The organism is Actinophytocola sp. (genome assembly GCF_036002505.1).
In the GTDB taxonomy this organism is placed as follows: domain Bacteria; phylum Actinomycetota; class Actinomycetes; order Mycobacteriales; family Pseudonocardiaceae; genus DASYTH01.
The window spans coordinates 1-10,842 of sequence record NZ_DASYTH010000199.1 but is presented as its reverse complement, the minus strand read 5'-3'; the positions used below and the strand labels follow the sequence as shown (position 1 = coordinate 10,842).

The window sequence follows — 10,842 nt, the reverse complement described above, 5'->3', positions numbered from 1 at the left end:
CGGGATCACCGTCGGCGAGTCGCTGAACATCATGGAGAACTTCCCACTGTCCACAATGGACCGTGTGCAGGCGTTGCACCACTACCTGGAGTCCACCCGGCTGGCCTTCGCCGACCGCAACCGGTTCATCGGCGACCCGGCGTTCGTCACCGTGCCGCAACGCCAACTGCTCTCCGACCGGTTCGCCAAGCAGCGCGCCTGCCTCATCAACCCGGCCCAGGCCCTGACCAGCCCGGTCGCCCCCGGCGACCCCAACGGCACCCCGACCTGCACCCTGTCCACAGTAGACACAAGGGCCGGCAACGACGGCGCGCACACCAACCACTTCGTGGTCAGCGACCGCTGGGGCAACGTCGTCTCCTACACCCACACCATCGAGCAACTCGGCGGCAGCGGCATCGTGGTGCCGCACCGCGGCTTCCTGCTCAACAACGAGCTGACCGACTTCAACTTCGCCCCCACCCAGGGCACCGCGGCCGACCCGAACCTGCCCGCCGCCGGCAAGCGCCCGCGCTCCAGCATGTCGCCGACGATCGTGCTGCGCCACGGCCGCCCGTACCTCGCGGTCGGCTCTCCCGGCGGCGCGTCGATCATCACGACGGTGACCCAGATCCTGGTCAACCGCATCGACTTCGGCATGTCCCTCCCCGACGCCATCGCCGCCCCCCGGGCCTCCCAGCGCAACGGCGCCACGTCCCAGGCCGAGCCCGATTTCATCGCCCTGCCGACCACATCGGGCCTGCTGGCGCTCGGGCAGAGGTTCGCGGTCAGCGACACCTCACCGCTCGACCCCACCATCAAGATCGCGCCGACCATCGGCGTCGCCTCCGGCCTGGAGTTCCTGCGCGGCGGCGAGGTTCTGGCCGCCGGCGAGCCGAGTCGCCGCGGCGGCAGCTCGGCGGGGGTGGTGTTCACCAGCCGGTGACGCCACACTGGTGCGGGGTTCTCCGGGGCCGCGATTTCTCAAGGAAGGGCAACCGAATGCCAACCGCGGTCGAGTACGGCCTGACGAATCCCAGCCACACCCAGGGCGGCATAGCTCACGCAGCTTTCGGGTACCAGTGTGCGCCACAGGAACACGTTTTACAGCTGTTGGCCGCACAGGGCGGCGTGGCTCACGCAGCTTTCGGGTACACCGCGCGGCAGGAACACATTCTGCCAGGTACGAACTCCGGAGACGGGCAGCTCGCCGGGGTGTTCGTGGTGCCGCTCCTGCTGGTGGCCGTCGCGGTCGCGGTCAGACGCCGGATGGCCCACCGGTGCTGAGCCTCTTCCACGCCCAGAACGGCGCGGGCGGCGGTCCGCCGGTGCTGAATCTGTGGGAGACCCAGAACGGCGTCGGCTCCGGACCACCCGTACACAACACGGTGCTGGAGGAACACATCCTCCCGAGCCCGGCCTCCGGTGACTGGCAGCTCGCCGGCGTGTTCACCGCGCCGCTGCTACTGGTAGCGATCGTGGTCGCCACACGCCGACGGATGACACCGTCCGGTGCGCGCTAACCTGCGCCGACCTCGCCAATAGCTGTCCAATTTCGTTTCCTTGATGTCAGGAGACAGGAAACCGGTGCGCCGCGTAGACGGAGTGGCGCACGATAGGACGGTGACGGACGACTTCGGGATTGAGTTGCGCCGTATCCGTACTCAGGCCGGGATCTCGTTGGCCGGGCTCGCCCGGCGGGTGCACTACAGCAAAGGCTACCTCAGCAAGATCGAAACCGGCGCTATGCCGCCCTCGGAATATCTTGCCCGCCGCTGCGACGCTGCCCTCGATGCCAACGGGGCGCTGGTCGGGCTGGTGCGTGAGATCTCTCCGCCGGAGACCGCGGCCACCGGCGACGGCGAGGCGTGGTTGATGAGCCCGGAGCCGGACGGCGAAAGCGGGTTCTTTCCCACGGGCCGCCGCAACGCGCTGTTTACCGGCGCGGCCTCGCTCGTCATGATGACAATCCGGCAACCGGCGACGCGAGTGCGGGCTGGAGCGGAGCATCTGGCGCCGAGTTTCCGGGCCATGTATGAACAGACACGGATCCTGGGACAGACCACGAGCCCGCATGTCATGCTTCCGCTCGTGATCGCGCAGGCCCAGGCGCTCGGCGCTCAGATCACCGATCGAAAGCACGGGTTGGACCATCAGTTGGCAGTGCTCGCGGCACGCAACGCCGAGTATGCCGGGTGGATGGCTCAGGAGTCCGGAGACAACCGGGCTGCCCTGTGGTGGATCGGCAAGGCCGTCGAGATCGACGGCGGGCTCGCCATGGCCACCTACGCGGTAGTGCGTCAGGCAGTGATTGCCCTCTCTCGAGGGCAGCCACGCGACACCGTGGTGCTGGCGGCGCGGGCCCAAGCCGACCATCGCACGCCTGCCCGTATCCGCGGTCTCGCAGCGCAACAGGAGGGCTTGGGGCACGCGCTCGCTGGAGATTACGGCAGTTGCATGCGCGCGCTGGATAACGCCGCACGGCTGCTTCGGATCGCCGAAGCCGAGCCACAGGACGAGCCGGTCCTCGGCCCATGGGCTGTCCGCGACTCGGTGGCCATAGAGACCGGATGTTGCCTGTACGACCTCGGGCGCTCACATGCCGCCGTGGCGGTCCTCGATCGGGAGATCGCCGAAATTCCGCGGAGCGCGCTGCGTGCCCGGGTCCGGTACGGCACGGTCCGGGCACTGGCATACGCCTCGGTAGGCGAGGTCGACCACGCCTGCACGCTGACGAATGAGTTACTCGGAGATGCCGTGGCGGTTGACTCCGCGACGGCGCGGGCGGACCTCCGGCGACTGGCGGCCACGTTGCGGCGCTGGCACAACCATCCGGGCGTGCGTGAGCTGAGCCCGTCGCTGACCTCGGCGTTGCGGGGTTAGGGCATATTGAGCAGCGCTTGGATGGCGACACTCTCGTCGCCCGGGAAGACCAAGATGCGCATGCCGTTGCCGTCCTCCGCGGGCACGGTCGTGGCGCGGATGCCGGCCGCCTGCAGGCACTGCTCGACAATGCGGGCGGCGGTGGAACTCGGCACTTTGGCGACTTCGCGGAGCAGGCCGTAGTCCTTGCGGTGGGCCTTGTCGGTGTCCAGGCTCGACGCCCAGCGCAGCACCAGCGCCAGGATGGCGATGGCCAGCAGCGGTACCAGCAGGGTGTAGGCGGGCACGCACCCATTGTCCGCCTGCGCGGCCGGTTTTGAGCTAGGGCAGCGTGACGAACTGGCCGAGGAAGCCGCGGGCGCTGGCGGTGTCGGTGCGGTACACGACGTTGGTGGCATAGCACGGGGTGTCGCCGGTGATCGTGGTGGCGACCAGTACCTGCCGGCCGTTCAGCGTGGCGAAGTTCGGACCGCCCGAGTCGCCGTAGCAGGCGCCGCCGTTGCCGTGCTGGGCGTGCATGTCGAGTCGCAGCCAGGCGTTGGTGAGCGCGTTGAACCCCTCCGGCGCCTTCATCCGAACGCCGCCGCCCGGGTGGGTTTGGCCGCCGGGGCCGCGCGTGGCCTCCTGGGTGCCGTAGCCGACCACGGTGAACGCCGTCGTGCTCAGCCCCTGCGGCCCGAGCGCGTCGAGCTGGCCGGCGGTGGGCAGCGTGGCCGGGGTGAAGCTCCACCGCGCGGCGACCGCCGCGGCCGGCAGCTGGATCACCGAGATGTCGTGCGGGTCGGACTGCCTGGCCGAGAACGCCGGGTCGGAGTGCGCCACACCCTGGACGCCGACCGCCGCCGCGATGGCCGCCGGGTCGCTGGGGTGCGCGGCTGCCGCGGCGTCCAGCGCACCCTGCACGTCCTGGGCCAGCGACACGAAGAACTTCACGTTCGGCGGCCAGTCGGTGGTGCAGTGCGCGGCGGTGAGGAACGTGTCGCGGTCGACCATCGTGCCGGAGCAGACCCAGTCGACCCGGTCCGGCGTGGCCGGGTCCGCGTCGTCGTCCCAGGTCGCGACCAGCGCGCCGACCTCCGTGCGCTCCGGCGCCGGCGCGGCGTTGTAGGTGTTGATCGCTCCCGCGGAGCCGGCGAAGGTCAGGGTCAGCGTGAGGGCCGCGGCCGCGGTCGCGATTCGTTTCAGCACGTGGATATGGAACCTCATGCCTGTGAGAAACGGCACCCCTGCCGGAATGGTTACCGGCCAGTACGCTGGGTTCACGCAGTTCCGGGAGGTGTCCGATGCCGTATCCGACCGACCGCGAGCGGGACCGGCCGTGGGTGATGCGCACGTATGCGGGGCACTCGTCGGCGGTAGCGTCCAACGCGCTGTACCGGCGGAACCTCGAGAAGGGGCAGACGGGGCTGTCGGTGGCGTTCGACCTGCCCACCCAGACCGGATACGACCCCGATCATGAGCTGTCCCGCGGCGAGGTCGGCAAGGTGGGGGTGCCGGTCAGCCACGTCGGGGACATGCGGCAGCTGTTCGAGGGCATCCCGCTGGCCGGGGCGAACACCTCGATGACGATCAACGCGACGGCCATGTGGCTGCTCGCGCTGTACCTCACCGTGGCCCAGGAGCAGGGTGCGGAGGTCGGGGCGCTCACCGGGACGACGCAGAACGACATCATCAAGGAGTACCTGTCCCGCGGCACGTACGTGTTCCCGCCCGGGCCGAGCCTGCGGCTGATCACCGACATGGTGGCCTGGACGGTGGCGAACGCGCCGACCTGGAACCCGATCAACGTGTGCAGCTACCACCTGCAGGAGGCCGGGGCGACGCCGGTGCAGGAGGTGGCGTTCTCGATGTGCACGGCGATCGCGGTGCTCGACGCGGTGCGCGACTCCGGCCAGGTGCCGGCCGAGCGGTTCGGTGACGTGGTCGGGCGGATCTCCTTCTTCGTCAACGCCGGCGTGCGGTTCGTCGAGGAGATGTGCAAGCTGCGCGCGTTCACCGTGCTGTGGGACGAGATCACGTTGCGGCGGTACGGCATCGAGGATCCGAAGCTGCGCCGGTTCCGCTACGGCGTGCAGGTGAACTCCTTGGGGTTGACCGAGGCTCAGCCGGAGAACAACGTTCAGCGCATCGTGCTGGAGATGCTCGCGGTGACCCTCTCCCGCGGCGCGCGGGCCCGGGCCATCCAGCTACCGGCCTGGAACGAGGCGCTGGGCCTGCCCCGGCCGTGGGACCAGCAGTGGGCACTGCGCATGCAGCAGGTGCTCGCCTACGAGACGGATCTCCTTGAGTACGAGGACATCTTCGACGGCTCCCCGGTCATACAGTCCAAAGTGGACGATATCGTGACCGGCGCCCGCGCGGAGATCGAGCGGGTCGACGCCATGGGCGGCACGGTGGCCGCGGTGGACAGCGGCTACATGAAGACCGCGCTGGTCACCTCGCTCGCCGAGCGCCGCCGCCGGATCGAGGGCGGCGCGGAGATCGTCGTCGGGGTCAACCGCTTCGACACCACCGAACCCAGCCCGCTGCAGGCCGAGGGCGCCGACGTGATCCACTCCCCGGACCCCGCCGTCGAGCGGCGCGCCGTCGAGGCCATCCAACGCTGGCGCGCCCAACGCAACCAGTCCGAAGTAGACAAAGCCCTCGACGTGTTGAAGGAAACGGCAAGCACGGCCACCAACCTGATGGACGCCACCCTCGACTGCGCCCGCGCCGGGGCCACCACCGGCGAGTGGGCCGCCGCACTGCGCGAGGTCTTCGGCGAGTACCGGGCCCCGACCGGCGTCTCCGGCGCCACCACCGGCGACCCCGGCACCTCCCTGTCCGCCGTCCGCGACCGCGTCCGCGCCACCGCCGCCGACCTCGGCCTGCGCGCCCTGCGCATGCTGGTCGGCAAACCCGGCCTCGACGGCCACTCCAACGGCGCCGAACAGATCGCCGTCCGCGCCCGCGACGCCGGCTTCGAGGTGATCTACCAGGGCATCCGCCTCACCCCCGACCAGATCGTCGCCGCCGCCGTCCAGGAAGGCGTCCACGTCGTCGGCCTCTCCATCCTCTCCGGCTCCCACATCGAAGTCGTCCCCGCGGTTATCAACGGCCTCCGCGCCGCCGGCGCCCCCGACATCCCCGTGATCGTCGGCGGCATCATCCCCCCCGAAGACGCCCGCACCCTGCGCGACCACGGCGTGGCCCGCGTCTACACCCCCAGGAACTTCCAGATCAACGACATGATGACCGACATCGTCACCGTCATCCGCCAGGCCAGCGGCCTATCGAGCCAGTGATCAGACATGTGCCAGCCCCCTGTGTCATATAGGCTGGATCTGTGACACATTCGGAAGTCGAAGTCAACGCGCAGGGTCGTGTGACGATACCCGTGCAGATGCGGGCTGAGCTGGGCCTGACGCCTGGTCACCGGTTGGTCGCCTACGTCGAGGACGGTCGCCTGGTCTTCGAGGACCGGGCACACCTGCTTGCCCGGATCCAGGAACAGGTGATGCGGGCGGCGGCCGGGCAAGGCCACGCCGGAAGCGTGGTCGACGAACTGCTCGCCGACCGGCGGACCGAGGCGGCTCGGGAGGACGACCGGCCGTGACCTATGTACTCGACGCGTCAGCCCTGCTGGCGCTGCTGTACCGGGAGCCGGGCCATGGCAGGGTGGCCGACCTTCTGGACGGCGCCGTGATCTCTTCGGTCAACTGGTCGGAGACCCTGGCCAAGCTCGTTCAACGTGGTCTGGCCGATCATTCGGCGGTTCAGGCGCTGCTCGCTCTTGGTGTTGACGTCGTGCCGTTCGGCCGAACCGATGCGGAGCGGGCCGCCCGGCTCTGGTCCGCCGGCCGGGCGTGCGGGTTGTCCCTTGGCGACCGTGCCTGCCTGGCCGTCGCTCAGGCGCAGACCGATGGTGTGGCGGTCACCGCCGACAAGGTCTGGGCGGATCTCGACCTCCCGGATGTGACGGTCGAGCTGATTCGTTGATGGGTCTACCGTTGGGCTCATGACCGATTACCAGCACCTTCTGGTCAAGCGGGACGGGGACGCGGTTCGGATCACGATGAACCGGGCGGCGCGGCGGAACTCGTTGTCGGGGGAGCATCTGGCGGAGTTGCTGGGGGCGTTCCGGGAGGCCGGCGAGTCGGACGCGACGGGGATCGTGCTGGGCGGGGAGGGGCCGGTTTTCTCGGCCGGGCACGACTTCGGGGATGTGGCGGCGCGGGATCTTGTTGGGGTACGGGAGCTTTTGCGGCTGTGCACCGAGGTGATGGGCACGATCCAGTCGGTGCCGCAGGTGGTGGTGGCTCGGGTGCACGGGTTGGCGACAGCGGCCGGGTGCCAGCTGGTGGCGTCGTGCGATCTCGCGGTGGCCGCGGAGTCGGCGGGGTTCGCGCTGCCGGGCGGGAAGGGCGGGTGGTTCTGCCACACGCCGGCGGTGCCGGTGGCCCGGTCGATCGGGCGCAAGCGGCTGATGGAGCTGGTGCTGACCGGCGACGTGATCGACGCGCGCACCGCGGCGGAGTGGGGCCTGGTCAACCGGGTGGTCCCGGACGACCAACTCGACGAGGCGGTCGACGAGCTGCTCGCCCGGGCCACACGGGGCAGCCGGGCCAGCAAGGCGATCGGCAAGCAGACCATCTACGCCCAACTTGACCGGCCCGAGGCCGACGCCTACGCGATCGCCCTCGAGGTGATGGCCGGGACCTCCCAGCTCCCCGGCGCGCGCGAAGGGATGGCCGCATTCCTGGAGAAACGGCACCCCGTCTGGCCGGACTAGCAGTCCCGCCGAGGTGGTGCGATGAATGCGTCCTTCCTCACGCCCAGTGAGAGGAACGACGCATTCATCGCACTCAGTTGGCCGGGAGGAGCGAGCGGAGCTGGTCGGCGTGGCGGGGCAGGTGCACCATGCCGATGCCGAAGACGAGCTGGGCGAGGGGCCAGGGTTCGTCGACGACCACCTCGTCGTTGGAGATGATCAGCACGGGGACCTGGACCTCGAGGTCGGCTTTGGTCAGGTGCTCGGTCACGGCGAGGTGGAGCTCCTCGCCCTGGCGGATGAGGCGGATGAGGCCGGCGCGGTCACCGGCCTGATCGATCACCCGTTGCAGGTTCCAGCCGTCCAGCCCCGGTCGGTTGTCGTAGGGTGGGCGCAGCCCGGCGGCGACGGCGAGCGCGATCGACGTGATCTGCGCGTGACCGGCGTAGATGTGCGCCAGGATGTGGTCGGCGTCCCACTCGCCGGGCGGCGGCGGCCCGAAACCGCCCGCCTCCGCCACGGCGAGGAAGTCGGCGTACGCGGCGCGTAGTCCGGTCGTGTCCATGGTTACGGCTCCTTGAACGTGATCGCTCCCCGGCGGCACATGAACTGGACCAGCTCCGCGGTGTAGAGGCCGGCCTGGACCCCGGGATCGGAGTCTTTCAGGCGGAGCACCTCCGCGCGCGGGATGTTCCAGAACCCGAGCCCGACGAGCGGCTGGCCGGAGTCCACGTTGCGGGTGGACGCCGCACCGACCACGGCGCCCGCGCCCAGCAACAGCCCGTCGGCCTTGAGCCTGACATTGTGCGCGATGTGCTCGCGGCCCAGCCGCTCGATGGTCGCCTCGTCCAGCTCGGTGGCCATTGGGCCGCGGCTGAGCAGCACCAGGTGGAACGTGTCGAGCTCGAAGTCGACCGGTGGAACGGTCACTGCACGGCGCCCTTGGACAGCCCGACCACGTGCCCCTCCGGGTCGGCGAAGAACGCGATCGTGATGTCCCAGCCCTCGATGTCCATCGGCGGGGCGACGGTCCTGCCGCCGAGCTCCTCGACCTTGGCCAGGTACGCGGCCGGGTCGTCGACCTCGACGTAGAACGTGACGTGCCCGGGGCCGCCGTCCTGGCTGCGGCCGATCCCGCCGGCGATGCCCTTCTCGGCCGCGGCCACCAGGCCGTAGTCGGAGTCCGGGTCGCTCTCGCTGATCTCCCAGCCGAACACCGAGCCGTAGAAGCTGCGCAGCTTCGCGCCGTCCTGGCCGACGATCTCGAACCAGCCAACCGGGTTTCCCATGATCTTCTCCTCGTCTCGTCGTTGATCTCGACGGGGAGAAAACTAGGGCGTGCCCGGGACCCCGCGAATCGGTTGCGCACCCTCAAGTTGAGCCGCGGGCACCCTCAACTTGGCGGCAGCGCGCCGACCCGCCGGGCCGCGCCGACCGCTTCCGCCCGGCTGTGCGCGTCCAGCTTGCGCAGCACCGCGGACACGTGCCGCTCGACGGTCTTTCCGGACAGGTACAACCGTTGTGCGATCTCGGTGTTGGTCAACCCGAGCGCCAGCAGGTCGAGCACCTCGGACTCCCGGCGGGTCAGCCCGGCCTTGTTCGCGGCCGTCTCCGCCCGCGGCCCGCGCGGAATCGTGGCGACGCCCAGCTCCCGCAACCGCCGCCGGGCCAGCGCCGCCGCTGCCCGCGCGCCGAGTTGGTCGAACAGGCCGACAGCCTTCGTCACCGCACCTGAGTCACCCGCGGACAGCGCCACGGCCGTCTCAAAAGGACAGTCGTGGTCGGACCACCACGCGGCGGCGGCCGCCCAGTCACCGGCGAGCGCCAACCGGTACGGCTCGGCGACCGGCCCCGCGCCGGGCACCGGAGCACCCACGCGGTGCGCCCAGTACGCCAACTCCCCGAGCCACCACGGGTTCTCGGTGCCGGGTCCGCGGTCCAGCGCCGCCCGCACCTCGCAGGCCACCGCGTCCGCGTCGCCGGACAGCCACGCCGCCTCGGCCAGTGCCGGGGACGCCAGCGTGAACAGGTCGGCCTTGTGATGCTTGACCACCATGACGCGCAGCCGGTCAAGCAGCCCGAGCGGATCCGGTTCGCCGCGCCGCGCCTGGACCCGGCCGAGCGCGACCAGCGCGTGCACCGTGGTCAGCGTGTTGAGGTCGGCGCGGTCGAGCAGGCCCGTCGCGGCCGGCTCGGCCTCGGCCCAGCGGCCCTGGTCGAGCAGGTAGGTCACCCGCGCGCCGGCGATCAGCTGCTCCCAGTACGTCATCCCGCGCTGGCTGGTGAACGCCAGGCCCTGGTCCAGGATCGCCTCGACACCGGGGTAGTGCCGGTGCTGGATCGGCAGCCAGCCGAGGTAGAGCATGGCCCGCGCGGCGTCGTCGGCGTGCCGCAGCGTCTGCGCGGACCGGAGCTGGGCGCGCAGCTCCGGGATCGCGGTGAGGTCGCCACCGGAGAGCCGGGCGCCGGCCAGGCTGATCTTCGCGGTCAGCACCGGGTCCGGGTCGTCGAGCTGCTCGGCCACGGCCAGCGCCCGGCGCGCCCAGTCCGCCGCGGCGTCCGCGTCGCCGGCCATGAACTGCTGGCGGCTCTGGTTGTCGTAGGCCATGGTCAGCTCGCGGCTCGGCGGCAACCCGGCCAGCACCTCGTCGACCGCGCCCGCGGCCGGGTCCACGTCGGCGTAGTTGCCGGTGAGGAACGACAGCGCGGACACCCGGACCAGGTTGCGGCCCTCCCCGAGCCGGTCGCCGGCCGTCCGGAACAGCGCCGCGGCCTCGCGGTGGCCCTGCCGCGCCGGGTCCAGCTCGCCGGCCAGGTAGCGCTGCGCCGCCTCGTTCTCCAGCAGCGCGGCCCGCACCGCGTCGGGCTCGTGCCGCGCGCGGTCGACCGCCTTGCGGTAGAGCGCGGCCGCCTCGCGGTGCGCGGCCCGGGTGGCGGCCCACTCGGCGGCCTTCGGGGCCAGCTCCAGCACGGCGGCCTCGTCGCCGGCACCCTCCGCGTGCCGCACCAGCTCTGCGCTCGCCTCCGGCTGGATCCGTTGCAGCAGTTCGAAAAGCACGGCGTGCAGCCGCTGGCGGCGGGGTGCGGCGGTGGTCTCCAGGATCGCCGCCTGCACCAGCTCGTGCCGGAACTCCAGCAGCTTTCCCTGCCAGCGCAGCGTTCCGGTGAACACGCCGTCCCGCATCGTCCACTTGGGAATGTCCAGCGCGTCGAGCACGGTGCCGAGCAGG

Annotated in this window: 14 protein-coding genes; 8 read left to right on the top strand and 6 right to left on the bottom strand. The window is 70.7% G+C overall.

The genetic code is table 11. From position 1 onward, the window contains the following. The 4 genes from VGR06_RS17180 to VGR06_RS17165 form a co-directional block, all read left to right on the top strand. On the top strand, window positions 1-925 hold a 925-nt coding region (locus VGR06_RS17180), incomplete at its 5' end, for a gamma-glutamyltransferase (RefSeq protein ID WP_327560088.1). A 185-nt stretch (window positions 926-1,110) separates the two neighbouring features. Then, window positions 1,111-1,266: a hypothetical protein gene (locus tag VGR06_RS17175; protein WP_327560087.1), complete on the top strand. Its 156-nt coding sequence runs from the start codon at window positions 1,111-1,113 to the stop codon at window positions 1,264-1,266. Beyond that, a complete protein-coding gene (locus VGR06_RS17170; protein WP_327560086.1) occupies window positions 1,260-1,502 on the top strand; it encodes a hypothetical protein in 243 nt (80 codons plus the stop codon). Before VGR06_RS17175 ends, VGR06_RS17170 begins: the two co-directional genes overlap by 7 nt. Window positions 1,503-1,602: 100 nt before the next feature. Further along, window positions 1,603-2,862, top strand: coding sequence for a helix-turn-helix transcriptional regulator (locus VGR06_RS17165; RefSeq protein ID WP_327560085.1), 1,260 nt, complete (start codon window positions 1,603-1,605; stop codon window positions 2,860-2,862). Here the strand turns inward: VGR06_RS17165 and VGR06_RS17160 are convergent. Both VGR06_RS17160 and VGR06_RS17155 read right to left on the bottom strand, forming a co-directional pair. Next, the gene (locus VGR06_RS17160) at window positions 2,859-3,149 is read right to left on the bottom strand and encodes a hypothetical protein (protein WP_327560084.1); all 291 of its coding nucleotides are present in this window, start codon (window positions 3,147-3,149) and stop codon (window positions 2,859-2,861) included. The genes VGR06_RS17165 and VGR06_RS17160 overlap by 4 nt on opposite strands. A 34-nt stretch (window positions 3,150-3,183) precedes the next feature. Continuing rightward, the gene (locus VGR06_RS17155; protein WP_327560083.1) at window positions 3,184-4,050 is read right to left on the bottom strand and encodes a trypsin-like serine protease; all 867 of its coding nucleotides are present in this window, start codon (window positions 4,048-4,050) and stop codon (window positions 3,184-3,186) included. 95 nt (window positions 4,051-4,145) lie between these two features. Between VGR06_RS17155 and VGR06_RS17150 the strand changes: the two genes are divergently transcribed. Genes VGR06_RS17150 through VGR06_RS17135 form a run of 4 tightly spaced genes read left to right on the top strand, consistent with a single transcriptional unit; the run spans window position 4,146 to window position 7,633 of the window. Then, a complete protein-coding gene (locus tag VGR06_RS17150) occupies window positions 4,146-6,146 on the top strand; it encodes a protein meaA (RefSeq protein ID WP_327560082.1) in 2,001 nt (666 codons plus the stop codon). 41 nt (window positions 6,147-6,187) lie between these two features. Continuing rightward, window positions 6,188-6,457, top strand: a complete 270-nt coding sequence (locus tag VGR06_RS17145) for an AbrB/MazE/SpoVT family DNA-binding domain-containing protein (RefSeq protein ID WP_414637286.1) — start codon at window positions 6,188-6,190, stop codon at window positions 6,455-6,457. Then, entirely contained in the window at window positions 6,454-6,840 is a 387-nt protein-coding gene (locus tag VGR06_RS17140; RefSeq protein WP_327560080.1) for a type II toxin-antitoxin system VapC family toxin, read from the top strand. The genes VGR06_RS17145 and VGR06_RS17140 overlap by 4 nt, the downstream gene beginning before the upstream one ends. A 19-nt stretch (window positions 6,841-6,859) precedes the next feature. Beyond that, the gene (locus VGR06_RS17135; RefSeq protein WP_327560079.1) at window positions 6,860-7,633 is read left to right on the top strand and encodes an enoyl-CoA hydratase-related protein; all 774 of its coding nucleotides are present in this window, start codon (window positions 6,860-6,862) and stop codon (window positions 7,631-7,633) included. A 73-nt stretch (window positions 7,634-7,706) separates the two neighbouring features. Here the strand turns inward: VGR06_RS17135 and VGR06_RS17130 are convergent, their stop codons facing one another. From VGR06_RS17130 to VGR06_RS17115, 4 genes are all read right to left on the bottom strand, one after another. Then, entirely contained in the window at window positions 7,707-8,177 is a 471-nt protein-coding gene (locus tag VGR06_RS17130; RefSeq protein ID WP_327560078.1) for a hypothetical protein, read from the bottom strand. 2 nt (window positions 8,178-8,179) lie between these two features. Next, window positions 8,180-8,542, bottom strand: coding sequence for a hypothetical protein (locus VGR06_RS17125; RefSeq protein ID WP_327560077.1), 363 nt, complete (start codon window positions 8,540-8,542; stop codon window positions 8,180-8,182). Beyond that, entirely contained in the window at window positions 8,539-8,901 is a 363-nt protein-coding gene (locus VGR06_RS17120; protein ID WP_327560076.1) for a VOC family protein, read from the bottom strand. Before VGR06_RS17120 ends, VGR06_RS17125 begins: the two co-directional genes overlap by 4 nt. 104 nt (window positions 8,902-9,005) lie before the next feature. Beyond that, window positions 9,006-10,842, bottom strand: a 1,837-nt coding sequence (locus VGR06_RS17115; protein ID WP_327560075.1) for a helix-turn-helix transcriptional regulator, incomplete at its 5' end; no start/stop codon positions are given.

What these genes read in the sequence shown, in the direction of transcription:
- VGR06_RS17135 (WP_327560079.1), top strand. Translation starts at nt 6,860, where the DNA reads ATGACCGATTACCAGCACCTTCTGGTCAAGCGGGACGGGGACGCGGTT.
- VGR06_RS17120 (WP_327560076.1), bottom strand. Translation starts at nt 8,901, where the DNA reads ATGGGAAACCCGGTTGGCTGGTTCGAGATCGTCGGCCAGGACGGCGCG.
- VGR06_RS17130 (WP_327560078.1), bottom strand. Translation starts at nt 8,177, where the DNA reads ATGGACACGACCGGACTACGCGCCGCGTACGCCGACTTCCTCGCCGTG.
- VGR06_RS17150 (WP_327560082.1), top strand. Translation starts at nt 4,146, where the DNA reads ATGCCGTATCCGACCGACCGCGAGCGGGACCGGCCGTGGGTGATGCGC.